Origin of the sequence: Pseudomonas sp. B20(2017) (assembly GCF_002113125.1) — a bacterium.
In the GTDB taxonomy this organism is placed as follows: Bacteria; Pseudomonadota; Gammaproteobacteria; order Pseudomonadales; family Pseudomonadaceae; genus Aquipseudomonas.
The window spans coordinates 160,114-184,079 of the sequence record NZ_NEJP01000010.1 but is presented as its reverse complement, the minus strand read 5'-3'; the positions used below and the strand labels follow the sequence as shown (position 1 = coordinate 184,079).

Sequence of the window (23,966 nt, the reverse complement as noted above, 5' to 3'; positions counted from 1 at the left end):
AAGTCCTTATTGATGCACGGCGAGCTGATAGGCCGTGTACTTGCGAATGTTGATCACGCCGGTGTCGAAGATCAGGTACTGGCCCTTGATCCCCAGCAGCGTGCCTTCGGCAATCGGGTTCTTGTCCAGGTTGAAGCTGACGATCTTGGCCGGGTACTGCTCGACCGGGTAACGGATTTCCAGCGGCTCGACGTCGGCGATGGTCTGAATGGCCTGCAGACCGAATCGCTCCTGCAAACCTTGCAAACCCGGGGCGCAGCTTTCGAACAACTGATCGCGCACCTGCGCCAGATCCACCGCCACCGCGTCGCCCTTGAGCAAGGCGCGCCAGTTGGTCTTGTCCGCCACCTGACTGCGGAACAGGTCTTCGACGAAGCCCGATTGCTGGCGCGTGGAAACGCGCATGATCGGCAACGCCTGACTGGCGCCCTGATCGAGCCAGCGGGTCGGCAACTGGGTGGCGCGGGTGATGCCGACCTTGATCCCCGACGAATTGGCCAGGTAGACGATGTGGTCGGTCATGCAGAACTTCTCGCCCCACTCAGGCTCCCGGCAGGTGCCGGCCTCGAAGTGGCAGCGCTCCGGGCTCATGATGCATACGTCGCATTGGGCCAGTTTGGTCATGCACGGGTAGCAGTAACCCTGACTGAAACTGGTCTTGGTCTTGCGCCCGCAATGGGTGCAGTGAATCGCCCCCAGGTATTCCAGACGCACCGTGCTGCCGATCAACGGGTTGACCGGCACCTCGACGTCATCCAGACGAAACGCGTACTGCACGTTCGGCCCGTCCAGGCGCGCCGACATTTTGCTGATTGCACCGCGGCCGATCTCGATCAATGGAGGGCGTCCGACTTGAACAGGATGTTCGGCACTTCGATCGACTTCGACGCACATTCCTGCGGGCCCATGTAACCGGTGCGCTCTTCCTCGGGCAGGTTCTGGATTTCCCAGGCGATCATCGCCTGCAGCGACAGCTCACGCTGTTCGGCGGTGAGCTTGCCACCGTCCGACCATTTGCCGATCTCTACGGCCAGTTTCAGGCTCTGGTAGATGTCGGGGGTGATGTTTTTGATCAAATCGTTAAAAGAGGACATCAGGGTCTCCGTGCTCTTTATTCAAAAAATTCAGGCGGCCAGTTTACGGCGGTTGTACAAACCGCCCAACAAACCGGTGAAGCATCCGATGAGTAACCCGCCGACGTGGGCGGCGTTGGCAATTTCGCCGAAACCGATCATCGAGATCAGCCCCGACATGCACACCAGCAACCACACCAGCATCATCACCAGCACGCCGCGCGGCAGGCGATAGGCCGGGTTAGGCGCCAGCAGCTGGAAGATCCAGCAGTGACCGAGCAATCCGTAAAGTACGCCAGACAGGCCGCCAAACAGGCTCGGGCCGCCCCACGCGAACTGCGCATAGTTGGAAACGAGGCCGAACAGCAGCGTCAGGCCGATCAGGTTGACGCTGCCCTGGCGCGACTCGATGCGCCGCCCCAGCTCCCAGTACCACATGCCGTTCATGGCCAGATGCAGGATGCCGAAGTGAATCAGCATCGGCGTGAACAGGCGCCACCACTGCCCCGCTGCCAGGCTGTCGGCCAGCGATGTGAAGTGGATGTAGTCGCCAACCACGCGGAAATCGAGGAAGGTCAGCCAGCGCATCGTGTCGAGGTTATCGCCGAGAAAGGTCAACCCACCGACGATCAGGCTCAGCAGCAGAATGAACCCGGTGGCTTTGGCGTGCTTCAGTTGCTCGGCAAAGCTCGGGCGCTTGAACGTCGGCGCCACCGGAATTTCCAGTTGCTGATCGGGGTCGCCCGCCGGGAAACGCTCGTACAGCGAACGCACGTCGTCGCTGATTTCCGAGGGCACCCACAACACCTGCTCGCCCGCCTCTTCACTGACGCGATGGGGCACTTGCATGCGTTGCAGCAGTTTGACGAAACCACTCAGGTCCGCCGCCAACGGCACACGCAAGACGGCTATGGCACTCATCGCAGCACCTCCGGCCGCTCGACGTCGACCCAGACAAATTTATGCGGATCAAGGCGGGTTTCCTGATCCAGACGATAGGCCACCAGTTTGCCGTACAGCACCGCGCTGTAATCCAGGCAGGCGAGGTTCGGGCGGATCGGCGCCGGTTTGCCGCTGCGCCAGTAATGGCCGACGAACAGCAACGGCTCATCGACGCCGTAGCGCAGCAGGGAATTCTTTTCGCTGGAAGTCAGCGGCTTTTGCGCTACCGGTTCCGGCAGTGCATCGGGCTGGAACACGATGTCGCCATAGGTTTGCGGGTCGTCTTCCCAGAACTTGGTGCGGAAGAACGAGCGCACCAGGCCATCGCCGCTGGTCATGGTCAGACCATCCGGCAGACGCATGTCGGTGCCGCGCAGCAGGCGATCGAACACCGTGCAGGCAAAGCTGCCCGGTACGGCGGAAGCCTGGAGAAAGTGTTCATCGATGCAGCCATCGGGAAACAGCGCGCGCAGCGGCTCGATCAGACCGGCATCCCAGCAGGCATGCACGACCCGGAAGCGACCGGCGTCGACAAACAGCGGCAGCTCATAGAACCATTGCTGGAAGTCGTGCCAGTCACCCGGATGGTTTTCGAACTGGGTCAGGGTTTCATGCAGCAAACGGGCATGGCGCGGCGTGTGTTCACGCACGAACTGCTTGCCGCTGCCCGGAGGCGCCGGAGTGCTCCAGCCGAGCGCGTTGAATTCGTGGTTGCCCATGATGCACAACGCCTGACCGGCCTCGACCATGTCGTGAACGATGTGCAAAGCCTCGCGAATCCGCGGGCCGCGGTCGATGATGTCGCCGACAAACACGGCCATGCGCGATGGATGCCGCCAGACCCCGCCCTGCTTGTGGTAACCGAGGCGGTCCAGCAGGTGTTCCAGGGTCAGGGCGCATCCGTGCACGTCACCAATCAGGTCATAACTGCGCGCGGGATCGAGCATCAGTCGCCTCCACCACCCAACTTGCTGCCCCAGCCGAGCTTGGTCCGGCAGACTTCGTAGTAGTTGTGGTCGAGCGGATGGATCAGCCGCAGCTTCTGCGCTTTCTTGCTGACGGTGATGGTGTCGCCCGGCGCGCAGGTGAAATGGTTCTGCCCGTCGCAGGAGACCTGCGGGTAGATCTGCATATCTTTGGACACGACGATTTTCAGCTCACTGTTGCCATCGACCACGATCGGTCTGCCCGACAAGGTATGGGGGTACATCGGCACAATCACAATAGCGTCAAGCTTGGGATGCATGATCGGGCCACCGGCGGACAGTGCGTACGCGGTGGAACCGGTCGGAGTGGCGACGATCAGGCCGTCGGCCTTCTGGCTGCAGACGAACTGGCCGTCGATGTACAGCTCGAATTCGATCATCCGCGTCGATTTGCCAGGGTGCAGCACCACGTCGTTCAGCGCATCACCCTGGCCGATGGCCTCGGCGTGGCGACGGACCTCGGCTTGCAGGAGAAAGCGGTTTTCCACCAGATAATGGCCGTCGAGCACTTCGGCGACCTTGATTTCCAGCTCGTCGGGACGGATGTCGGTGAGAAAGCCGAGGCTGCCACGGTTGATCCCGAGCACCGGAATATTGTGCTTGGCCAGTGCCCGCGCCGCGCCGAGCAGGCTGCCGTCACCGCCGACCACGATGACCATGTCGCAGACTTCGCCGAGCATCTTGCGCGACGAGGTCTGCAGGCCATGGCCCGGCAGGACTTCGGCGATGGTGTCTTCGAGAATCACATGCAGGTGACGATCGAGCAGGAAGCGTTTCAGTCGGCGGACGGTATCCAGCACCTGGGAGCTGCCCAGGCGACCGATGATGCCGATATTACGAAATTGCTCCATGGGACTCCTGCGGGGGACTGAGACGGCGAAAAGCACGATTATGGGCGAAAGCGCCGGATAGACAAAATCCTTTCAGCCCCGAGGATGCACCGGTGTTTGAGGCTATGCTCGCAAGATGATCCTATTTCCCGATTTGCTGCAGTTGCCCCACCAGTTACGTCACCCGGAGGTGCGTGATCTGGCGTGGGTGATCCTCGCCCCGCCGATGCTCGCCGCTACCCCGTGGCCGCAGCGCCATCCGCTGGCGGGCAGCGACTGGGTCAGCGACCCCGAGCGCCTGGAACACTGGCTGCACCAGCTCGACCGCGACAGTTACGGCCTGCTGCACTGGCTGTCCCAGGCCCGCACCCGGCGCCTGGGCCTGTATTACGAGCGATTGTGGCAATTTGCGGTGGAGCACGCGCCAGGCATCGAACTGATCGCCGCCAACCTGCCGATCCGCCGCGAAGGGCACACCCTCGGCGAGCTGGACATGCTGCTGCGCGACCGCGACGGCGTGCATCACCTGGAACTGGCGATCAAACTCTACCTCGGCCCGCAGGACGGCGACGGCCATGATCCGGCGTCGTGGCTGGGGCCGGGTTGTCATGATCGGCTGGATCGCAAACTGGCGCACTTGAGCGAACATCAACTACCGATTTCTGCGCGCCCCGAAAGCCGCAAAGTGCTGGCGGCGCTGGATGTCGGGTCGTTCAGCGCGCAACTGTGGCTTGGCGGGTATCTGTTGTATCCATGGCCCGGACAGTCCGTGCCGCCCAGCGGTGCCCACCCGCAGCATTTGCGTGGCAGTTGGCTGCATCAGAAAGACTGGCCGGCGTTTGTCGCCCAGCGCCCGGTCGGACGCTGGCAACCCCTGCCCCGCCATGCCTGGCTCGCGCCGGCGCACTACCCGGCAGACCAGACCTGGAGCAACGGCCACTTGCAGGCCTGGCTCGACGAACTCGAACCGCTGGCCCCGGCGCAACTGATGGTGCGCCTGACCGATAATGCCCGGGGCGAGTGGGAAGAAGCCGAGCGGCTGTTTCTGGTGTCGGATCTGTGGCCGAATGTGCCCGGCCAATCCTGATTTCTGTGGCGCCTGATCTGGCCCCTTCGCGAGCAAGCTCGCTCCCACATTTGAAACACATTCCACTGTGGGAGCGAGCTTGCTCGCGAAGGGGCCGACTCGGTCTAAATGGAAAGTCTCACGGCGAGTGCCGCCAGGGTGACCAACAGAACCGGCACGGTCAGCACGATCCCGACCTTGAAGTAATAACCCCAGCCGATCTTGATGTTCTTGCGCTCCAGCACATGCAGCCAGAGCAGGGTCGCGAGACTGCCGATCGGGGTGATTTTCGGCCCCAGGTCGCTGCCGATCACGTTGGCGTAGATCATCGCTTCCTTCACCACGCCGCTGGCCTGGCTGGCATCGATCGACAGCAACCCGACCAGCACCGTCGGCAGGTTGTTCATGATCGACGACAACAACGCCGTCAGCACCCCGGTGCCCATCGCCGCGCCCCATACGCCGTAGCCGGCGAACACATCGAGCCAGCCGGCCAGATAATCGGTGAGCCCGGCGTTGCGCAGGCCGTAGACCACCAGGTACATGCCCAGCGAGAAAATCACGATCTGCCACGGCGCCTCTTTCATCACCTTGCGCGTGGAGATCTTGTGCCCGCGCGCGGCAATCGCCAGCAACAGCGCCGCACATACTGCCGAGATCGCGCTGATCGGAATCCCCAGCGGCTCCAGCGCGAAGCAGCCGATCAACAGAATCAGCAACACCACCCAACCCGCGTAGAACGTGGCTTTGTCGTGGATGGCGGTTTCCGGGTGCTCAAGCTGTTCCGGGTCATAACTCTCGGGAATGTCACGGCGGAAGAACCACAGCAACATGCCCAGCGTGGCCGCGACGCTGACGAAGTTGACCGGCACCATCACCGCTGCATAGCGGTTGAAACCGATGTGGAAAAAGTCGGCCGAAACGATGTTCACCAGGTTCGACACCACCAGCGGCAGGCTGGCGGTGTCGGCAATGAACCCCGCGCCCATCACGAAGGCCAGGGTCGCTGCCGGGGAAAAACGCAGGGCCAGCAGCATGGAAATCACGATCGGCGTGAGGATCAGCGCCGCGCCGTCATTGGCGAACAGCGCCGACACCAACGCGCCAAGCAGCACCATGAAAGCAAACAGCCTGCGCCCACTGCCCCGCCCCCACCGCGCTACGTGCAACGCGGCCCAGGCGAAGAACCCGGCCTCGTCGAGCAGCAGGCTGATGATGATCAGCGCCACGAACGTGCCGGTGGCGTTCCAGATGATTTGCCACACCAACGGGATGTCGCTCAGGTGCACCACACCAAAAATCAGCGCAACGATGGCGCCGAACGTTGCACTCCAGCCGACCCCGAGGCCTTTGGGTTGCCAGATCACCAGGGTAATGGTCAGCAGGAAAATCAGTGACGCAGCGAGCATTCGCGACAGCCTTCAATCAGGTTAGAAAAACGAGCCACAACAAAATATCTGTGGGAGCGAGCTTGCTCGCGATGGCGGCGTGTCATTCAACTGAAGTGTCAGCTGATACACCGATATCGCGAGCAGGCTCGCTCCCACAGGGTATCGATCTTGTCAGAAAATTCAGCGAATCACTTCTTGTGCTGCGCCACCCACTCACCAAACGCATTGATAAAGCTCTGCAGGAACGGCTTCACCGATTCGTTCAGCTTGCCCGCCTCGTCGAACGCGGTGCCCGCGCCGCCCAAGTAGGCTTCCGGCTGCTGCATGCACGGCACGTTGAGGAAAACAAAGGACTGACGCAGATGCTGGTTGGCGCCAAAACCGCCGATGGCACCCGGCGAAACGCTGATCACCGCGCCCGGTTTGCCGCTCCAGACACTCTTGCCATACGGCCGCGAACCGACGTCGATCGCGTTCTTCAAAGGGGCCGGCACCGACCGGTTGTACTCCGGCGTGACAAACAGCAGAGCGTCGGATGAGCCCACTTTTTGCCGGAAAGTGCTGTAGGCTGCCGGCGGTGAATCGCCGTCGATGTCTTCGTTGTAGAGTGGCAGATCGCCAATTTCGACAATGTTCAGCTTGAGATTGGCCGGTGCCAGTTCCGCCAGCGCCAGGGCGACCTTGCGGTTGATGGACGCTTTGCGCAGGCTGCCGACCACTACTGCGACGTTATAGACATTGCTCATTGGAAGACTCTCGACTGTCCGTGGGAGGAGCCAGTAGTTATAGATGATCCGGCGACGATTCCACCAGACGTTGAAGGTTATTTCCCCCGTCTGGAATATTTTTTTCCTGTAGGAAAACTTACCAAGCTCGATGACGGTCTACCAAGCCGCAAATCAAGCGTTTTATCTCCAGAGGTTCTAAGCAGATGGCAGCAGTACTCGTCGGTCAGTTCCATGCAAGAGATGCGGAAGGCCGCGTTTATTCCGTGCATGAGTTCCAGGAATCCAACCCGTCGGCAGACGGTTTCACCGGCACGGAGCCCGTTACCACCTACAAACTGGCGATTGGCGACCGCGTCAACAAGATCGACGACAACGAGTTTTTGCTGGTTCAGTCGGGCATCACCCTGATCCGTGAACCCGAGCCATCGGTCGCTTCATAACCGATCGTTATGAGCAGAAGTCATCCGTGCCGAGTTGGGGTAGGATTCAGCCACTGACCCCAACGGCCGGACATGGACTTCACGCATGCGTTTACGTCATATCGAAGTGATTCAGGCGCTTTTGCAGACCGGTCACGTGGGCACCGCCGCCGAATGGCTGCAACTACCGGCGCCGGAGGTCGAAGAGCGTTTGCGCGAAGCCGAGAGTCAGCTCGGTTTCATGCTGTTCGCCAGCGTACGCGGACGGCTTCAGCCGACCCCGGAGGCCCGGGCGTTGCAAGTCGAGATCGGCCACATCTATGAAGCGCTGGAGCCGGTACAACGGCTGGCCATCAGCCTCAAGCAATACCTCGCCCCGCCCCTGCGGATCATCGGCACCCCGCCGCTGGCCCAGCAACTGCTGCCGCAAAGTCTCGCTGCCCTGCGTCGGCGCCTGCCCGACGTACCCTGCACCCTGCTCAGCGAACCGACTCGCGACATCGTCCGCCACCTGCTGCTGCGCGACAGCGATCTGGGCCTGAGCCTGCACGACCCGCAACACCCCGACATTGATTGCCAGCCTTTGGCCCAGGGCAAGTTGCAATTACTTGCGCCCCACGGCTGGCTGCAGCCGAAGCAGAAGTACATTTCCCTGCAGGATCTGGCCGGCCAGGCCATGGTCGGACTCGAAGGCCAAGACCCGTTGAGCCCGGCCCTGGAAAACAAGCTCCTGGCCCTGCGCCCGGCGCCGACCATCCAGACCCGGGTGCAGACCCACCAGATGATGCGCAGCATGGTCGAGGCCGGCGAAGGCCTGGCGATCGTCGACCCGTTCACCGCCCTTGGCGCACGGGCGGGTGGTCTCGATGTCTGCCCGCTGTCGCCGGCGGTACCGATCAGCCTCTATGCCCTGACTTTCAGACACGCCACGCCGTCAGCGGCGATTCAGACACTGCTCGGGATCGTCACGGAACAAGCCGAGGCGATGCTGGCAAACTGATCGGATGCTCCAGCGGGTTATCGAACAATCGATACCAGAACAACGCCACTTCGGCGGTGTTCGGATCGATGCCGCGATACCGTAGATGGTCGATGCCGCCGATCACATAACCGCAACGCTCATACAGGCGACAGGCGCCGAGGTTGTTGTTCTGGGTTTCCAGCATGATTCCCGGCAGCTTTTTCTTGCGGCTCCAGAACTGCGCCACGTCGAGCAAGGCCTTGGCCACACCGTGGCGCCGCGCCGGGGCGTGTACCGCCAGTTCATCGATATGGGCGAAACCGTTCCAGTTGGTGCTGATCACCAGATGACCGACCGGCTCGTCCTCCAGATACGCCATGAAGATCGCGCTGTCGGCGGCATCGCGAAAACTGCTGAATTCTTCAGGATCAATGCCGTAGCACTTGCGATAGGGCACGATGGGCGTCACCGCCCACTGCGCCACGGGTTTGCCGATTTCGGCTGCGCCGTAAGCAGCCACCTCGAAGCTGAAATCGCTGCCCCAGATATATTCGGCAAAACCCTCGTCGGCAACCCGCACCGACAGACCTGGGTATTTCGGATTCATGACCGGTTGCATACTCGGAAAAGCCCTCATTCCTTGACGCAATCGACGGTGTATTGCCGCCCATTGCCCTCATCTTCGTGTTGCAGACCGTGCACATCGACCACGAACCCCGGAAACGTTGCGTCGAACGTGCGGGCAAACCTGAGGTATTCGATGATTGAGCGCGTGGATTCGGTAAACCGTTCGCCGGGCATGATCAGCGGAATACCCGGCGGGTACGGCACCAGCATCACCGCCGCCACCCGGCCTTCCAGCTCATCGATCGGCACTGCCTCGACTTCGCCACGCACGAGTTGGTCGTAGGCGTGAGCCGGTTTCATGGCGATTTCCGGCAGCACGGTGTACATGCGCTTGAGGTGTTTGGCCGTGGCGTTGCTGCGGTAGCAGGCGTGGAGCTGATCGCACAGATCGCGCAGGCCCATGCCGCGATAGCGCACAGGATCTTCCTGGGCGACACACTTCAGGCAGGTGTCGAGGCTGACGTTGGCGTCGTAGCTGCGCTTGAACTCCAGCAGTTCGGTCAGCAGCGTGCTCCACTTGCCCTTGGTGATGCCCATGGAGAACAGCACCAAAAACGAATACAGACCGGTTTTCTCCACCACCAGCCCGCGCTCCCAAAGGAAGCGGCTGACCACGGCCGCCGGGATTCCCTTGTCGCTTAAAGCGCCGCCAGCGGTCAGCCCCGGCATGACCAGGGTGACCTTGATCGGGTCGAGCAGTACGTAGTCGTCGCTGACCTCGCCGAAACCGTGCCAGTCCGCATCGGGTTGCAGTAGCCAGTCTGCGGTCTGCACCCGGTCGATGCCCTCGACACCCGGCGGCTGCCAGATCGAGAACCACCAGTCATCAGCGGCGATGTGCTGGCGCAGATTGGCCAGCGCCCGGCGAAAGCTCAGGGCTTCGTCGAAGGTTTCCTGCAGCAGCGAGCGTCCAGCCGGCCCTTCCATCATCGCCGACGCCACGTCCAGCGACGCGATGATGCTGTACTGCGGCGAGGTCGAGATGTGCATCATGAACGCTTCGTTGAATCGGTCTCGATCCAGCTGCCGTGCCCCACCGTCCTGCACATGAATCATCGAGGCCTGGCTGAACGCCGCCAGCAATTTGTGGGTGGAATGGGTGGTGAACACCAGCGGACTGTCCTCGCTACGCGAGGTGGCCATGCCGTAACGGCCGGCAAAGAATTCGTGAAACGCCGCGTAGGCATACCAGGCTTCGTCGAAATGCAGGACTTCGACGCTATTGCCCAGACTCTGCTTGATCAGCTCGGCGTTATAGCAGAGGCCGTCGTAGGTAGAGTTGGTGATCACCGCCAGTTTGACTTTCGGCTCGCGGCCCTTGGTCAGCGGGCTGGCATCGATCTTGGCCTGGATCGATTCGCGGCTGAATTCACTGAGCGGAATCGGGCCGATGATCCCCAGCTCATTGCGTTCCGGGCACAGGTACAGCGGAATCGCGCCGGTCATGATGATCGCGTGCAACACCGACTTGTGGCAGTTGCGATCCACCAGCACCAGATCATCGCGGCCGACCATAGAGTGCCAGACGATCTTGTTGGCGGTAGACGTGCCATTGATCACGAAAAAGGTGTGATCGGCGCCGAAATTGCGCGCGGCTCGCGCTTCCGCCTCAGCCAGCGGCCCGGTGTGGTCGAGCAAGGAACCCAGCTCCGGCACCGAGACCGACAGATCCGAGCGCAGGGTGTTTTCCCCGAAGAACTGGTGAAACGCCTGCCCCACCGGACTCTTGTGATAAGCCACCCCGCCGCCGTGGCCGGGAGTGTGCCAGGAATAGTTGGAATCAGCGGTGTGTTGCACCAGCGCTTTGAAGAACGGTGGCAACAGGCCGTCCAGATATTTGCGCGCCGCCCGCGCCACTTGCCGGGCGAGAAACGGCACCGTGTCTTCGAACAGGTAGAGAATGCCACGCAACTGGTTGAGCTCGGCCATGGCATCGGCCGGGGCATTTTCCAGGGTGACTTGCTCACCGAGGGCGAAGATCGGCAGATCCGGCGCCCGCACCCGGGCCAGACCGATCAGTTCGGCCATGTTCTGCAACAAATGGGAATTGGTGCTCGCGTCTTCGGCGGCAATCAACATGCACGCCAGACCATGGTGGGTCGACGCCACCAGCCGGCCCTCGGTGTAGTCCGTGGCCGAAACGATGCTGAAACCTTCCTGCTCAAGTTCACGGGCAATGCCGCGAATGCGTTCGCCGGCAACCGTGTCGGCCTTGATGTCGCGGTGGACGATCAACACCGGGAACTTCAGATCTTTGTACATGGGGCTCAGTGTCCTGAGGCGGCGGAGAGTGATCTGCCAATGTCCTCAGGGTAGAGGGTCGGAGCGGATGTGGCGAGGGTGGCCAGTTGTCAGTACTGCCAAAAACAAAGAACCGTCCGGACACGACTTTGGTGTCCGGGCGATCCTTTTTGCCTTACGCCTGAGCTTCGGCTTCCAGCAACTGAGTCCACAGCGCCGGGGCGCCGGCCGACTTGGCGATGATTTCCAGGCGCGCCTGGTGTTCGGCCAGTTCGGCTTCGGTGGCGCGAATGATTCGCCCCGGTTTGCGATCCGCCGGCAGACGACGGATTTCGGTGGCGGAGTTGTCCGCGCCCTCGCCCGTGCCATTGCCATCGGAGGCGTTGCCGGCCAGCGACAGGCTGGTCTGGCCACCGGTCATGGTCAGGTAGACGTCGGCGAGAATCTCCGAGTCGAGCAACGCACCGTGCAGCTCACGGCCGGAGTTGTCGACGCCGTAGCGTTTGCACAAGGCATCGAGGCTGTTGCGCTGACCCGGGTGACGTTCCCTGGCCATCATCAGGGTGTCGAGGATCGTGCAGTGCTGCGTGATGTCCGCGCGATCCTGCTGGCCCATCAGCGCGAATTCATTGTTGATGAAGCCAACGTCGAACGCCGCGTTATGGATGATCAGCTGCGCGCCGTTGATGAACTCGAAAAATTCGTCGGCCACTTCGGCGAAGCGCGGCTTGCCGACCAGGAATTCGTTGGTGATGCCGTGAACGGCAATCGCGCCTTCGTCACTCTCGCGATCCGGTTGCAGGTAAACGTGAAAGTGCCGACCCGTCAGGCGTCGACCGATCAGCTCGACACAACCGATTTCGATAATCCGGTGGCCGTCGGTCACCGGCATGCCGGTGGTTTCGGTATCGAGTACAACGGATCTGGTGGCCATCAGTGTTCAGCTCTCAACGGGGCAATCGTGCAAAAGCGGCGATGTTAACACGCTCGCGGTACGCGTCGCGCGCCGTCAGGTGACCGGCGCTCATGCAGTTTTTAACAATCATTAGCAATGTTCATAAAGTCGGCGGCAAACCGGCTTGTTAGCGTGCGCGCCTTGTTTCCTGCGGATTGAGAGCGTCATGAAGACTACATACGTTTTAATGCTCGGCGGCTGCCTGCTGGCGGCCGAAGCGCACGCCACCAGTTTTGTCATTAGCACCGACATCACCATGAGCCTTACGCTCAGCTCCAGCAAAGGCACCAGCGGTTCGTTCAAGGACGACAAGATCGTGTTGGCGGCCAAGGATGACGCGGCGGCGTTCGTTGCCAGCGACGGGGACATTCGCGGCGCACAGATGGAAGCGGCACTGACGCGAATTCGCAGCCTGCTGCCAGGTCAGCCCTATACCGACCTGCAACTGGCCAAGGCCATTTTGATGCTTTGATCAATCCTGCTTGTAACCGCGAACCTCATCCACCCCACGGTTGGCCAACTGGTCAGCCCGTTCGTTGCCGTGGTGGCCGATGTGGCCGCGGACCCATTTCCAGGTGACCTTGTGGCGGTTGACCTGCTCGTCGAGCTCTTTCCACAGGTCGGCGTTTTTCACTGGCTCCTTGGCGGCGGTTTTCCAGCCGCGTTTCTTCCAGTTGGCCATCCACTCGTTGATGCCTTTCATCACGTATTGCGAGTCGGTCACCAGCAGCACTTCGCACGGACGCTTGAGGGCTTCCAGGCCGCGAATCGCGCCGAGCAGCTCCATGCGGTTGTTGGTGGTGTTGGCTTCGCCGCCCCACAGTTCCTTTTCGACGCCCTTACAGACCAGCAAGGCGCCCCAGCCACCCGGGCCGGGGTTGCCCTTGCAGGCGCCGTCAGTGAACAGTTCTACGCTATCGACGCTTTCGCTCATGCCAGTCTATCCAGAAAAATGCATGGCCTCGCCGATCACGGATCGACAATGGCCGAGGCCGGGGATTAACCCGGCCATCAATAAAAGAAGGTTTACGGTTCGATGCGCCGGCGGTTGACCTTGGCCATCGGCAGCGGAATCAGCTTGCCCATCGGCTCGCGGCGTTCCTGACGCACCGGACGCAGGCCGACCACGATCTTGCGCGCGACCAGTAAATAGAAGCCGCCGCCCGACAGTTGCCAGTCGCCGGCCTTGCGTTCCCAGCCGGCCAGACGGGCCTGCCACTTGGGTGACGCGAGCGGCGGACGATAGCATCCGAAGCGGCGTTTCTCCAGCGCGAAGCCCAGCAGATTGAGCCAGTCCGCCACACGTGACGGCGAGATGCAGCGCGCCTTGCGCAAGGCATCATGGGCGAACACATGGCGCAGTCCCCAAGTGCTCCAGGGGTTGATGCCGACAATCAGCAGATGCCCACCGGGGCGCACGCTGCTGGCCGCTTCGCGCAAAAGTCCGTGGGGCGACAGACAGAAATCCAGACCATGCTGCAACACCACCACGTCGGCGGCGTGCTCGCTCAATGGCCAGGCCTGTTCTTCGCAGACGATCTCCACGCCCGGCAACGGCGCGCCCAGCCGCACATTGCGCTGCACTTGCGGCGCCGACGGCGGTGTTTCGGCGGACGGGCCGTAATGCACCAGATAGCCGCCGAAGAACCGGCCCAACTCGTCTTCGAGCATGTGCCGTTCTTCATCCAGCAGAAATTGCCCGAGGGGGCCGGACAGCCATTCACGGGCTGCACCGATCAGCGCGAGCCAGTCAGGATCGGCCTGAGCGAACGCTTTATCGATCATTGCATTCTCCAACACGCCAGGAACCTCTAAGATGCGCCAATGTTACCCGCTTGGCGAATTCGACGATGATACAGATCAGTGCCCTGCCCGCCTTCACCGACAACTACATCTGGTTGTTACAGGATCATGCCACCCAGCGTTGCGCAGTGGTCGATCCGGGGGATGCCGCCCCCGTGCAGGCGTGGCTCGACGCGCATCCGGGCTGGGTGCTCGGCGACATTCTTATCACTCACCATCACCACGACCATGTCGGCGGCGTCGAAACGCTGAAAAAGGCCACCGGCGCCACGGTCTACGGGCCGGCCAGCGAAAGCATTCCGGGGCGGGACGTGGCCCTAAAGGATAACGACACGGTGCGCGTGCTCGGCTGGGACTTCGACGTCTATGCCGTGCCCGGCCACACCCTGGGACATATCGCCTACTACCATCACGGCCTGCTGTTCTGTGGCGACACCCTGTTCGCCGCCGGTTGCGGCCGTCTCTTTGAAGGCACGCCGCAACAGATGCACCAGTCACTGAGCCGTCTGGCAGCGTTGCCGGAAGACACGCTGGTCTACTGCACCCACGAATACACCCTGAGCAACCTGAAATTTGCCGCCGCCGTCGAGCCGGGCAACCGGGACATCGCCGCCCGTCTGGAAAAAGTCACCCAGCAACGTGCGAACGGCGTCATGACCCTGCCCTCGACCCTTGCACTGGAAAAGCTCACAAACCCCTTTCTGCGCACCAGTGAAATATTAGTTACACAAAAAGTGGACGAACGGAACGGCCCTCAAAACCGGGCGCCAAGTGAGGTTTTTGCGGCTCTGCGGGCATGGAAAGATACGTTCTAAGTGGCTCACTGCTTGGTACAAAAATTCTGAATGGTTGACCGCAGGGGGTGCGCTTTCTAGAATCGCCCGACATTTTTGCCCGGAACTTACTTCCAGCCAATGTCGTCATCCATACGTAAGTCCGTCAATTCAGATGCATTGACCCGCCTGGCGCAAGCCATCGCGGTGGCTGTGTCCGCCACACTGGCGGGCTGTTCCAGCCATGCTCCGCAGACTGAAGCGACACATACGCCGAACATTGCTGCGCGAGCCAAGCAGAAGCCCATCTGGTTGTCGGAAAAGCCCAGCCCGCAGGTGCCTCAGGACATCTGGGAGCGCATGCGCAGCGGTTTCCAGCTGCAGGAAGGCCTGGGCGTGAACCCGCGCATCGAGCAGCAGCGCCTTTGGTTCGCCAGTAACCCTTCTTTCCTCGAGAACGCCGGCGAACGCGGCAGCCTCTATATTCATTACATCGTCGAGCGCCTCGAAGAACGCAACATGCCGCTGGAACTGGCGCTGCTGCCGGTCATCGAAAGCGCCTACAACCCGATGGCCTATTCTCGGGCCGATGCAGTGGGCCTCTGGCAGTTCATCCCCTCCACCGGGCGTTACTTCAACCTGCGTCAGACACGTTTCTACGATGGCCGTCGCGACATTACGGCTTCGACCACTGCAGCGATGGACTACCTGACCCGCCTGCACGACATGTTCAACGGTGACTGGCTGCTGGCACTGGCCGCGTACAACGCCGGTGAAGGTACAGTGAGCCGAGCCATCGAGCGCAACGAAAAGCTCGGCCTGCCGACCGACTACTGGAATCTGCCGCTGCCGGCGGAAACCCAGGCTTACGTGCCGAAACTGCTGGCCTTGTCGCAAGTGGTGCTGACGCCGGAAGCCTATGGCGTGAACCTCAACCCGATCGCCAACGAACCGTATTTCCAGGTCGTCGAAATCAACCAGCGCATGGACCTCTCCAAGGTCGCGGCGGTGGCCAACATCGACGAAGACGAGCTGTTCCAGCTCAACCCGGCGTTCAAGCAGCGCACCACCATTGACGGCCCGCAGCACCTGCTGGTGCCGACCTCGAAGGCGCAACTGCTGACCGCCAGCCTGCAAACCATGCGCCCTGAAGAGCTGATCAGCCCGCGTTCGCTGAAACCGGTGTTCGAAGGTGCCGATCCTAGCGAAATCGCCCAGGCCAAGCGCGCCTATCGGGTCAAGCGTGGCGACAACCTTGGCTCCATCGCCAAGGCCAACAAGGTCGAGATCAAGGACCTGCAACGCTGGAACAAGCTGACCGGCAAGAACCTCAAGGTCGGCCAGACCCTGGTCATGCAGGACACCACCAAACGCACGCCGGTACGCAAGAGTGGCGGGCGCATCAATACGGTCATCGCTGCCAACAGCAAGACCAGCAGCAAGACCAAAGACAACGACGACGGCAAGCAGACCCAGTACAAGGTCAAGCGCGGCGATACCCTGTACGTGGTGGCCAAGCGCTTCAACGTCGAGATGCAACACCTCAAGCGCTGGAATCCGGGCGCCGGCAAGGCGCTCAAGCCTGGGCAGATGCTCACGGTCTACCAGCCGCACTGACAAAGAGCCCCTGAATTTCAGGGGCTTTTTTTCGCCTGTCATTTTTTGCCTCCGACACAGGCGGCTCCCACAATTAACCGCGCATTAAGCCCCTGTCTTTTTCCTGTCCATACAAGCTGTTACTGTACGGCCCACAAAGCCCAAGCCGCCTGGATCGGATCTGACTTGAAGCGTCCCCTCCTCCTGCTCCTGATCAGCCTGGCCTTGAGCTCCCCCGTCAGCGCGACGATCACCGAAAGCCACGGTTATGCGCAGTTCGGCACGCTCAAGTACCCGGCCAGATTTACCCACTTCGACTGGGTCAACCCGCAAGCGCCCAAGGGCGGCACCTTGCGGGTGATGGCGTTTGGCACCTTCGATACGCTCAATCCCTACACCTTCAAGGGCACCAGCCCGGTCACCACGGCGAACTTCCTCCAATACGGCATCAACGAGCTGAACGAGCCGCTGATGGTCGGCACCGGGCAATACGCACCGTCGGGGGACGAACCGGCGTCCAGTTACGGTCTGATCGCCCAATCGGTGGAGTACAGCGAAGATCGCAGCTGGGTGGTGTTCAATCTGCGCCCGCAAGCGCGCTTCCACGACGGCACGCCGATCACCGCGTACGACGTGGCGTTTTCCTATCGCCTGCTGCTCAAGGAAGGTCATCCGCTGTACCGCACCGCCCTTCAGGAAGTGCTGCGCGTCGATATCCTCAACCCGCAACGTATCCGTTTTGTGCTCAAGCGCAGCGGCAATCCGTTGCTGATCCTGCGTCTGGGCGAATTGCCGGTGCTGCCCCAGCATTACTGGAAAGGCCGCGACTTCAAGGCCACCACCTTCGAGCCGCCGCTGGGCAGCGGGCCGTACCGCATCACCTCGGTCACGCCGGGGCGGCAGTTGATTTTCGAGCGGGTCAAGGACTACTGGGGCAAGGACCTGCCGGTCAATCGCGGCAAGTACAACGTCGACCGTATGGAAGTCGAGTTCTACCGCGACAGCGATGTGGCCTTCGAAGCGTTCAAGGCCGGCGAGTTCGACATTTATATCGAGCATCAGGCCAAGAACTGGGCCAACGGTTACAACTTCCCGGCGATCCGTCGCGGCGACGTGATCAAGGCGCAGATCCCGCACCAGATCCCGACCCAGAGTCAGGGTCTGTTCATGAACACCCGGCGCCCGGCCTTTGCCGATATCAAGGTGCGCGAAGCGTTGGGCCTGATGTTCGACTTCGAGTGGACCAATCGCACGCTGTTCAGCGACGCTTACAAGCGCACCACCAGCTACTACCCCAACAGCGAATTCAGTGCTGTCGGCCTGCCGGTCGGCCATGAATGGCTGATGCTCAAACCCTACAAGGATCAACTGCCGGCACGTCTCTTCACCGAACCGTTCACGCTGCCGCAGACCGACGGCCGCGGCATCCCCCGGGAAACCATGCGCAAAGCCCTGGCGCTGCTGGCCGAGGCCGGCTGGAAGCTCAACGGTCAGCGCCTGCAGAACGCCGCCGGCCAGCCGCTGCGTTTCGAACTGCTGCTGGTCAATCCGAATCTTGAGCGGATCCTCCAGCCCTACATCGAGAACCTCAACAGCATCGGCGTCGACGCGCGCCTGCGCACGGTGGATCGGGCCCAGTACAAACAGCGCCTGGACCAGTTCGATTTCGACATGATCCTGATGACCCTCAACCAGACTCTCAGCCCGGGGCTGGAACAGTGGCAGTACTTCCACTCCAGTCAGGTCGGGGTCAAGGGCAGCAAGAATTACGCGGGCATCGCCAACCCGGTGGTAGACCACCTGCTTGAGCAACTGCTCGCCGCCCGCACCCGCGATGAACAGGTCGCCGCCGGCAAGGCGCTGGACCGCGTGCTGCTCTGGCAGCACTACAGCATTCCCAACTGGTACCTCAATTATCACCGTCTGGCGTACCGCAACCGGTTCGCCTTTGTCACTACGCCGCCCTACACCCTGGGCCTGAGCGCGTGGTGGCTGAAATCTTCGGAGAAAGATCGATGAAGCCTATCCGCGCCTTGCTCGTGCAGGCCAGCGGTCTGCTGTTCGCCGGGCTGGCCTGTGCCGCCCCGCAACACGCCGTGACCCTGTACAACGAGCCGCCGAAATACCCCGCCGACTTCAAGCACTTCGATTACGTGAACCCCGACGCGCCCAAGGGCGGGATCTTCCGCCAGGCCGGCTTCGGCGGATTCGACAGCCTCAACCCGTTCATCAGCAAGGGTGTGCCGGCGGACGATATCGGCTTGATCTACGACACCCTGGCCAAACAGGGTCTGGACGAGCCGTTTACCGAATACGGCCTGATCGCCAGCAAGATCGAAAAAGCCCCGGACAACAGCTGGGTACGCTTTTACCTGCGTCCCGAAGCGAAGTTTCACGACGGCCACCCGGTACGCGCCGACGATGTGGTGTTCAGCTTCCAGACGCTGACCAAGGAAGGCGCGCCGATGTATCGCGGCTACTACGCCGACGTTGAGGAGGTGATCGCCGAAGATCCACTCAAAGTGCTGTTCAAGTTCAAGCACACCAATAACCGTGAACTGCCGCTGATCCTCGGTCAATTGCCGGTGCTGCCGAAACACTGGTGGGCCGAGCGTGATTTCAACAAAGGCAACCTGGAAATCCCGTTGGGCAGCGGCCCGTACAAGGTCACCGAAGTGAAGGCCGGACGCTCGGTGCGGTATGAGCGGGTCAAGGATTACTGGGGCAAGGACCTGCCGGCCAACCGTGGCTTTTACAACTTCGACGTGATGACCACCGACTATTACCGCGACAACACCGTCGCGCTGGAAGCGTTGAAAGCCGGGCAGTTCGATTACTGGCTGGAAATGGCCGCGAAAAACTGGGCCAATGCCTACAACGTACCGGCAGTGACTGAAGGGCGGCTGATCAAGGAACAGATTGCCAACAGCAACCCGACCGGGATGCAGGGCTTCGTCTTCAATCTGCGCCGCCCGGTGTTTCAGGACGTGCGGGTACGCCAGGCCCTCGGCCTGCTGTTCGACTTCGAATGGACCAACAAGCAACTGTTCAACGGCGCTTATGCGCGCACCCGCAGTTACTTCGAAAACTCGGAAATGGCCGCCACCGGCCTGCCTGATGCAGAACAGGTGGCGATCCTCGACCCTTTTCGCAGCAAACTGCCGGCGCAGGTGTTCAGCGAAGCCTTCGAAAATCCGAAAACCGACGCCAGCGGCATGATCCGCACGCAACAGCGCGAGGCGTATCAGTTGCTGCAAGAGGCTGGCTGGAAAATCGTCGACGACAAAATGGTCGACGCCACCGGCAAACCGGTGGTCATCGAATTCCTCCTGGCGCAGACCGAATTCGAACGCGTGCTGTTGCCGTTCAAGCGCAACCTCAGCGATCTCGGCATCGATCTGGTGATCCGCCGCGTCGACGTCTCGCAATACGTCAACCGCGTGCGCTCGCGGGACTTCGACATGATCGTCGGCAGCTTCCCGCAGTCCAACTCGCCGGGCAACGAGCAACGGGAATTCTGGATGAGCGCCGCCGCCGACAAGGCCAGCAGCCGCAACTCCATGGGCCTTAAAGACCCCGTTGTCGATCACCTGGTGGAAAACCTGATCAACGCCGATTCGCGCAAAAGCCTGGTGGCCCACGCCCGCGCCCTCGACCGTGTGCTGCAATGGGGTTACTACGTGATCCCCAACTGGCACATCAAGACCTGGCGCGTGGCGTACTGGAACCACATCGGCCACCCGAAAGTCTCCCCCAAATACGACATCGGCATTAACACCTGGTGGGTCAAACCCGATACTCCACCTGCGGTAGAAGTCGAAACCCAACTGCAAGCCGACCCTGCGGGCACGGAGTAATCAGATGCTGGCGTACATTTTTCGGCGACTGCTGCTGATCATCCCGACCCTGTTCGGCATTCTGCTGATCAACTTCGTGATCATCCAGGCCGCGCCCGGCGGGCCGGTGGAACAGATGATCGCCAAGCTCGAAGGCTTCGAAGGCGCCACCAGCCGCATCGCCGGTGGCGGTGCCGAAGTGTCGGTGGCCGGTTCCTCCTATCGCGGTGCGCAGGGCCTGGACCCGGCGCTGATCAAGGAAATCGAGAAGATGTACGGGTTCGACAAATCGGCCCCGGAACGTCTGTGGATCATGGTCAAAAACTACGCCCGGCTGGATTTCGGCGACAGTTTTTTCCGCGACGCCAAGGTCATCGACCTGATCAAGGAGAAGATGCCGGTATCGATATCCCTCGGGCTGTGGAGCACGCTGATCATGTACCTGGTGTCGATCCCGCTGGGGATCGCCAAGGCCACGCGGCACGGCAGCCATTTCGACGTCTGGACCAGTTCGGCGATCATCGTCGGCTATGCGATTCCGGCGTTCCTGTTTGCGATTCTGCTGATCGTGGTGTTTGCCGGCGGCAGTTATCTGGACTGGTTTCCTTTACGCGGCCTGACCTCGAACAACTTCGATGAGCTGAGCCTGGGCGGCAAGATCCTCGATTACTTCTGGCACCTGGCGCTGCCGGTGACGGCGCTGGTGATCGGCAACTTCGCGACCATGACTTTGCTGACCAAAAACAGCTTCCTCGACGAAATCAACAAACAGTACGTGGTCACCGCCAAGGCCAAGGGCCTGACCCGCAATCGCGTGCTCTACGGCCACGTGTTCCGCAACGCAATGCTGCTGGTGATCGCCGGGTTCCCGTCGGCGTTCATCGGCATCTTTTTCACCGGTTCGTTGCTGGTGGAAGTGATCTTCTCCCTCGACGGCCTCGGCCTGATGAGTTTCGAAGCGGCGATCAACCGCGATTACCCGGTGGTGTTCGGCACCCTGTTCATCTTCACCCTGCTGGGGCTGGTGGTGAAACTGATCGGCGACCTCACCTACACCCTCGTCGATCCGCGCATCGACTTTGCCAGCCGGGAGCATTGAGATGAACCTGTCCCCTCTCAACCGCCGGCGCTTCGAGCTGTTCAAGGCCAACAAGCGCGGCTGGTGGTCGCTGTGGCTGTTCCTGATCCTGTTCGGCCTGAGCCTGGGCGCCGAACTGATCGCCAACGACAAGCCGTTGGTGGTGCACTACGACAACAACTGGTACTTCCCGGCGATCAAGCGTTATCCGGAAACCACCTTCGGCGGCGAATTCCCGCTGGAAGCCAACTACAAGAGCCCGTACATCCGCGAACTGCTCAAGGCCAAGGACGCGTGGGTGCTGTGGGCGCCGATTCCGTTCAGTTACCAGAGCATCAACTACGACCTGAAAGTCCCGGCCCCCGCTCCGCCGTCGGCTGACAACCTGCTGGGCACCGACGATCAGGGCCGCGATGTGCTGGCGCGGGTCATCTACGGCTTCCGGGTGTCGGTGCTGTTCGCCCTGACCCTGACCGTCCTCAGCTCGATCATCGGCGTGATCGCCGGCGCCTTGCAGGGTTTCTATGGCGGCTGGGTCGATCTGGCCGGCCAGCGTTTCCTGGAGATCTGGTCGGGCCTGCCGGTGTTGTACCTGCTGATCATCCTCGCCAGTTTCGTCCAGCCGAATTTCTGGTGGCTGCTGGGGATCATGCTGCTGTTCTCGTGGATGAGCCTGGTGGACGTGGTGCGCGCCGAGTTCCTGCGCGGGCGCAACCTGGAATACGTGCGTGCAGCCAGAGCGCTGGGCATGCAGAACGGCGCGATCATGTTCCGTCACATCCTGCCCAACGCCATGGTGTCGACCATGACCTTCATGCCGTTTATCTTGACCGGCGCCATCGGCACCCTCACCGCCCTGGACTTCCTCGGCTTCGGCTTGCCGGCCGGCAGTCCGTCGCTGGGTGAACTGGTGGCCCAGGGCAAATCCAACCTGCAGGCGCCGTGGCTGGGCATGAGCGCGTTTGCGGTGCTGGCGCTGATGTTGAGTTTGCTGGTGTTCATCGGCGAGTCCGCTCGCGATGCCTTCGACCCGAGGAAGTGACATGAATCAGGACAATCTGATCGAAATCCGCGACCTCGCCGTCGAATTCGGCCTCGGCGATCGCGTGCAACGGGTGGTCGAAGGCGTGAGTTTCGACATCAAGCGCGGCGAAACCCTGGCGCTGGTGGGCGAAAGCGGCTCGGGCAAGTCGGTGACGGCGCATTCGATCCTGCGCCTGCTGCCCTACCCGCTGGCGCGACATCCGTCCGGCAGCATCAACTATTCCGGGCAGAATCTGCTGAAACTGAGCGAAAAGACTATCCGCCACATCCGTGGCAACCGGATCGCGATGATCTTTCAGGAGCCGATGACCTCGCTCAATCCGCTGCACTCCATCGAAAAGCAGATCAACGAGGTGCTGGGCATCCACAAAGGCCTGACCGGCAAGGTCGCGACCAAGCGCACGCTCGAGCTGCTGGAAATGGTCGGCATCCCCAAGCCGCACAAGCGTCTCAAGGCCCTGCCCCACGAATTGTCCGGCGGCCAGCGCCAGCGGGTGATGATCGCCATGGCCCTGGCCAATGAGCCGGAACTGCTGATTGCCGACGAACCGACCACTGCGCTGGACGTGACCGTTCAGCTGAAAATCCTCGACCTGCTCAAGCAATTGCAGGCCCGATTGGGCATGGCGCTGTTACTGATCAGCCACGATTTGAACCTCGTGCGAAGAATTGCGCATCGTGTATGTGTCATGCAGCGCGGTTGCATCGTCGAACAGGCATCGTGCGAAGAGCTGTTCCGTTCGCCGCAGCATCCGTACACTCGGGAACTGCTTGGCGCGGAGCCCAGCGGAGGCCCGGCGAGCAACAAAATCGGGGCGCCGCTGCTTGAAGTCGAGGACCTGAAAGTCTGGTTCCCGATCAAGAAAGGCCTGCTCAAGCTCACGGTGGATCACGTCAAGGCAGTGGACGGCATCAATTTCAGCCTGCCTCAGGGTCAGACCCTGGGGATTGTGGGGGAAAGCGGTTCCGGTAAATCCACCCTGGGTCTGGCGATCCTGCGGTTGATCGGCAGCCAGGGTGCGATCCGTTTTGAGGGCAAACAGCTGGATTGCCTGACGCAAAGCGAGGTTCGGCCGCTGCGCCGGGAGATGCAGGTGGTGTTTCAGGACCCGTTTGGCAGCCTGAGCCCGCGGATGTGCGTAAGCGACATCGTTGGCGAAGGCCTGCGGATCCACAAGATGGGCACCGCCGCCGGGCAGGAAGCGGCGATTATTGCGGCATTGAAGGAGGTAGGTCTGGATCCGGAAACCCGGCACCGCTACCCCCACGAATTTTCCGGTGGGCAACGGCAGCGAATTGCCATTGCCCGGGCCTTGGTGCTCAAACCGGCGCTGATCCTGCTGGACGAGCCGACTTCGGCCCTCGACCGGACGGTGCAGCGGCAAGTGGTGGAGCTGTTGCGTTCACTGCAAGCCAAGTACAACCTGACGTATTTGTTCATCAGCCATGACCTGGCTGTTGTGAAAGCGCTGAGCCACCAGCTGATGGTGGTCAAGCATGGCCAAGTGGTCGAACAGGGAGACGCGCAAGAAATCTTTGCCGCCCCCCAACATCCGTATACACAGCAGTTGCTGGAAGCCGCTTTTCTGGCACCAGCCACTGCGCAATAACCTGAAA

23 protein-coding genes are annotated in these 23,966 nt (G+C 61.4%); 11 read left to right on the top strand and 12 right to left on the bottom strand.

The annotated features are described in order from the left end of the window. Positions 1 to 6: 6 nt before the first annotated feature. Genes CAF63_RS16630 through CAF63_RS16610 form a run of 5 tightly spaced genes read right to left on the bottom strand, consistent with a single transcriptional unit; the run spans position 7 to position 3,852 of the window. Positions 7 to 837 carry a DUF2797 domain-containing protein gene (locus CAF63_RS16630; RefSeq protein WP_085686494.1) on the bottom strand — a complete coding sequence of 277 codons (831 nt, stop codon included), beginning with the start codon at positions 835 to 837 and terminating at the stop codon, positions 7 to 9. After that, positions 834 to 1,094 (bottom strand): YeaC family protein, encoded by a 261-nt coding sequence (locus CAF63_RS16625; protein ID WP_085686493.1) that lies wholly within the window; start codon positions 1,092 to 1,094, stop codon positions 834 to 836. Before CAF63_RS16625 ends, CAF63_RS16630 begins: the two co-directional genes overlap by 4 nt. 30 nt (positions 1,095 to 1,124) lie before the next feature. Then, positions 1,125 to 1,994, bottom strand: a complete 870-nt coding sequence (locus CAF63_RS16620) for a rhomboid family intramembrane serine protease (protein WP_085686492.1) — start codon at positions 1,992 to 1,994, stop codon at positions 1,125 to 1,127. Beyond that, positions 1,991 to 2,965, bottom strand: a complete 975-nt coding sequence (locus tag CAF63_RS16615) for a metallophosphoesterase (RefSeq protein WP_371807412.1) — start codon at positions 2,963 to 2,965, stop codon at positions 1,991 to 1,993. Before CAF63_RS16615 ends, CAF63_RS16620 begins: the two co-directional genes overlap by 4 nt. After that, positions 2,962 to 3,852 carry an NAD(+) kinase gene (locus CAF63_RS16610; RefSeq protein ID WP_011333623.1) on the bottom strand — a complete coding sequence of 297 codons (891 nt, stop codon included), beginning with the start codon at positions 3,850 to 3,852 and terminating at the stop codon, positions 2,962 to 2,964. The genes CAF63_RS16615 and CAF63_RS16610 overlap by 4 nt, the downstream gene beginning before the upstream one ends. A 115-nt stretch (positions 3,853 to 3,967) precedes the next feature. Here CAF63_RS16610 and CAF63_RS16605 point away from each other — a divergent pair, with 115 nt between their 5' ends. After that, positions 3,968 to 4,918 (top strand): DUF1853 family protein, encoded by a 951-nt coding sequence (locus CAF63_RS16605; RefSeq protein ID WP_085686490.1) that lies wholly within the window; start codon positions 3,968 to 3,970, stop codon positions 4,916 to 4,918. A gap of 104 nt (positions 4,919 to 5,022) precedes the next feature. Here the strand turns inward: CAF63_RS16605 and CAF63_RS16600 are convergent, their stop codons facing one another. Both CAF63_RS16600 and CAF63_RS16595 read right to left on the bottom strand, forming a co-directional pair. Next, on the bottom strand, positions 5,023 to 6,306 hold the full coding sequence (locus CAF63_RS16600) for an arsenic transporter (RefSeq protein ID WP_085686489.1): 1,284 nt from the start codon (positions 6,304 to 6,306) through the stop codon (positions 5,023 to 5,025). A gap of 170 nt (positions 6,307 to 6,476) precedes the next feature. After that, entirely contained in the window at positions 6,477 to 7,034 is a 558-nt protein-coding gene (locus tag CAF63_RS16595; RefSeq protein ID WP_007956924.1) for an NADPH-dependent FMN reductase, read from the bottom strand. Between the two features lie 185 nt (positions 7,035 to 7,219). Here CAF63_RS16595 and CAF63_RS16590 point away from each other — a divergent pair, with 185 nt between their 5' ends. Both CAF63_RS16590 and CAF63_RS16585 read left to right on the top strand, forming a co-directional pair. Beyond that, on the top strand, positions 7,220 to 7,456 hold the full coding sequence (locus CAF63_RS16590; RefSeq protein WP_007956926.1) for a hypothetical protein: 237 nt from the start codon (positions 7,220 to 7,222) through the stop codon (positions 7,454 to 7,456). 85 nt (positions 7,457 to 7,541) lie between these two features. Next, entirely contained in the window at positions 7,542 to 8,435 is an 894-nt protein-coding gene (locus CAF63_RS16585) for a LysR family transcriptional regulator (protein WP_085686488.1), read from the top strand. Here the strand turns inward: CAF63_RS16585 and CAF63_RS16580 are convergent. The 3 genes from CAF63_RS16580 to dnaQ form a co-directional block, all read right to left on the bottom strand. Continuing rightward, positions 8,401 to 9,015 carry a GNAT family N-acetyltransferase gene (locus tag CAF63_RS16580; RefSeq protein WP_085686487.1) on the bottom strand — a complete coding sequence of 205 codons (615 nt, stop codon included), beginning with the start codon at positions 9,013 to 9,015 and terminating at the stop codon, positions 8,401 to 8,403. The two genes, CAF63_RS16585 and CAF63_RS16580, sit on opposite strands and share 35 nt — an antisense overlap. A 14-nt stretch (positions 9,016 to 9,029) precedes the next feature. Then, complete coding sequence (locus CAF63_RS16575) at positions 9,030 to 11,285, bottom strand: Orn/Lys/Arg decarboxylase N-terminal domain-containing protein (protein ID WP_085686486.1); 2,256 nt, start codon at positions 11,283 to 11,285, stop codon at positions 9,030 to 9,032. 154 nt (positions 11,286 to 11,439) lie between these two features. Then, on the bottom strand, positions 11,440 to 12,198 hold the full coding sequence (gene dnaQ, locus CAF63_RS16570; RefSeq protein WP_085686485.1) for a DNA polymerase III subunit epsilon: 759 nt from the start codon (positions 12,196 to 12,198) through the stop codon (positions 11,440 to 11,442). 187 nt (positions 12,199 to 12,385) lie between these two features. Between dnaQ and CAF63_RS16565 the strand changes: the two genes are divergently transcribed. Beyond that, positions 12,386 to 12,691, top strand: a complete 306-nt coding sequence (locus CAF63_RS16565) for a DUF2388 domain-containing protein (RefSeq protein ID WP_085686484.1) — start codon at positions 12,386 to 12,388, stop codon at positions 12,689 to 12,691. On the opposite strand, the gene rnhA is transcribed toward CAF63_RS16565, so the two are convergent. Continuing rightward, entirely contained in the window at positions 12,692 to 13,153 is a 462-nt protein-coding gene (rnhA, locus tag CAF63_RS16560) for a ribonuclease HI (RefSeq protein WP_039770807.1), read from the bottom strand. 92 nt (positions 13,154 to 13,245) lie between these two features. Next, positions 13,246 to 14,004 carry a methyltransferase domain-containing protein gene (locus CAF63_RS16555; RefSeq protein ID WP_085686483.1) on the bottom strand — a complete coding sequence of 253 codons (759 nt, stop codon included), beginning with the start codon at positions 14,002 to 14,004 and terminating at the stop codon, positions 13,246 to 13,248. A gap of 65 nt (positions 14,005 to 14,069) precedes the next feature. Between CAF63_RS16555 and gloB the strand changes: the two genes are divergently transcribed. The 7 genes from gloB (at position 14,070) to CAF63_RS16520 (ending at position 23,959) form a co-directional block, all read left to right on the top strand. Next, entirely contained in the window at positions 14,070 to 14,837 is a 768-nt protein-coding gene (gloB, locus tag CAF63_RS16550; RefSeq protein WP_085686482.1) for a hydroxyacylglutathione hydrolase, read from the top strand. 99 nt (positions 14,838 to 14,936) lie between these two features. Beyond that, a complete protein-coding gene (locus CAF63_RS16545) occupies positions 14,937 to 16,412 on the top strand; it encodes a transglycosylase SLT domain-containing protein (protein WP_085686481.1) in 1,476 nt (491 codons plus the stop codon). A gap of 165 nt (positions 16,413 to 16,577) precedes the next feature. Then, positions 16,578 to 18,410 carry an extracellular solute-binding protein gene (locus CAF63_RS16540; RefSeq protein ID WP_085686480.1) on the top strand — a complete coding sequence of 611 codons (1,833 nt, stop codon included), beginning with the start codon at positions 16,578 to 16,580 and terminating at the stop codon, positions 18,408 to 18,410. Further along, positions 18,407 to 20,248 carry an extracellular solute-binding protein gene (locus CAF63_RS16535; RefSeq protein ID WP_085686479.1) on the top strand — a complete coding sequence of 614 codons (1,842 nt, stop codon included), beginning with the start codon at positions 18,407 to 18,409 and terminating at the stop codon, positions 20,246 to 20,248. Before CAF63_RS16540 ends, CAF63_RS16535 begins: the two co-directional genes overlap by 4 nt. A gap of 4 nt (positions 20,249 to 20,252) precedes the next feature. Beyond that, on the top strand, positions 20,253 to 21,326 hold the full coding sequence (locus CAF63_RS16530) for a microcin C ABC transporter permease YejB (RefSeq protein WP_085686478.1): 1,074 nt from the start codon (positions 20,253 to 20,255) through the stop codon (positions 21,324 to 21,326). Between the two features lies 1 nt (position 21,327). Continuing rightward, positions 21,328 to 22,347 (top strand): ABC transporter permease, encoded by a 1,020-nt coding sequence (locus tag CAF63_RS16525; protein WP_007956945.1) that lies wholly within the window; start codon positions 21,328 to 21,330, stop codon positions 22,345 to 22,347. A 1-nt stretch (position 22,348) separates the two neighbouring features. Next, positions 22,349 to 23,959, top strand: a complete 1,611-nt coding sequence (locus CAF63_RS16520; protein ID WP_085686477.1) for an ABC transporter ATP-binding protein — start codon at positions 22,349 to 22,351, stop codon at positions 23,957 to 23,959. Positions 23,960 to 23,966 lie beyond the last annotated feature (7 nt).

What these genes read in the sequence shown, in the direction of transcription:
- CAF63_RS16625 (WP_085686493.1), bottom strand. Translation starts at nt 1,094, where the DNA reads ATGTCCTCTTTTAACGATTTGATCAAAAACATCACCCCCGACATCTAC.
- CAF63_RS16620 (WP_085686492.1), bottom strand. Translation starts at nt 1,994, where the DNA reads ATGAGTGCCATAGCCGTCTTGCGTGTGCCGTTGGCGGCGGACCTGAGT.
- CAF63_RS16610 (WP_011333623.1), bottom strand. Translation starts at nt 3,852, where the DNA reads ATGGAGCAATTTCGTAATATCGGCATCATCGGTCGCCTGGGCAGCTCC.
- CAF63_RS16605 (WP_085686490.1), top strand. Translation starts at nt 3,968, where the DNA reads ATGATCCTATTTCCCGATTTGCTGCAGTTGCCCCACCAGTTACGTCAC.
- CAF63_RS16600 (WP_085686489.1), bottom strand. Translation starts at nt 6,306, where the DNA reads ATGCTCGCTGCGTCACTGATTTTCCTGCTGACCATTACCCTGGTGATC.
- CAF63_RS16595 (WP_007956924.1), bottom strand. Translation starts at nt 7,034, where the DNA reads ATGAGCAATGTCTATAACGTCGCAGTAGTGGTCGGCAGCCTGCGCAAA.
- CAF63_RS16590 (WP_007956926.1), top strand. Translation starts at nt 7,220, where the DNA reads ATGGCAGCAGTACTCGTCGGTCAGTTCCATGCAAGAGATGCGGAAGGC.
- CAF63_RS16585 (WP_085686488.1), top strand. Translation starts at nt 7,542, where the DNA reads ATGCGTTTACGTCATATCGAAGTGATTCAGGCGCTTTTGCAGACCGGT.
- CAF63_RS16580 (WP_085686487.1), bottom strand. Translation starts at nt 9,015, where the DNA reads ATGCAACCGGTCATGAATCCGAAATACCCAGGTCTGTCGGTGCGGGTT.
- CAF63_RS16575 (WP_085686486.1), bottom strand. Translation starts at nt 11,285, where the DNA reads ATGTACAAAGATCTGAAGTTCCCGGTGTTGATCGTCCACCGCGACATC.
- dnaQ (WP_085686485.1), bottom strand. Translation starts at nt 12,198, where the DNA reads ATGGCCACCAGATCCGTTGTACTCGATACCGAAACCACCGGCATGCCG.
- CAF63_RS16565 (WP_085686484.1), top strand. Translation starts at nt 12,386, where the DNA reads ATGAAGACTACATACGTTTTAATGCTCGGCGGCTGCCTGCTGGCGGCC.
- rnhA (WP_039770807.1), bottom strand. Translation starts at nt 13,153, where the DNA reads ATGAGCGAAAGCGTCGATAGCGTAGAACTGTTCACTGACGGCGCCTGC.
- CAF63_RS16555 (WP_085686483.1), bottom strand. Translation starts at nt 14,004, where the DNA reads ATGATCGATAAAGCGTTCGCTCAGGCCGATCCTGACTGGCTCGCGCTG.
- gloB (WP_085686482.1), top strand. Translation starts at nt 14,070, where the DNA reads ATGATACAGATCAGTGCCCTGCCCGCCTTCACCGACAACTACATCTGG.
- CAF63_RS16545 (WP_085686481.1), top strand. Translation starts at nt 14,937, where the DNA reads ATGTCGTCATCCATACGTAAGTCCGTCAATTCAGATGCATTGACCCGC.
- CAF63_RS16535 (WP_085686479.1), top strand. Translation starts at nt 18,407, where the DNA reads ATGAAGCCTATCCGCGCCTTGCTCGTGCAGGCCAGCGGTCTGCTGTTC.
- CAF63_RS16530 (WP_085686478.1), top strand. Translation starts at nt 20,253, where the DNA reads ATGCTGGCGTACATTTTTCGGCGACTGCTGCTGATCATCCCGACCCTG.
- CAF63_RS16525 (WP_007956945.1), top strand. Translation starts at nt 21,328, where the DNA reads ATGAACCTGTCCCCTCTCAACCGCCGGCGCTTCGAGCTGTTCAAGGCC.
- CAF63_RS16520 (WP_085686477.1), top strand. Translation starts at nt 22,349, where the DNA reads ATGAATCAGGACAATCTGATCGAAATCCGCGACCTCGCCGTCGAATTC.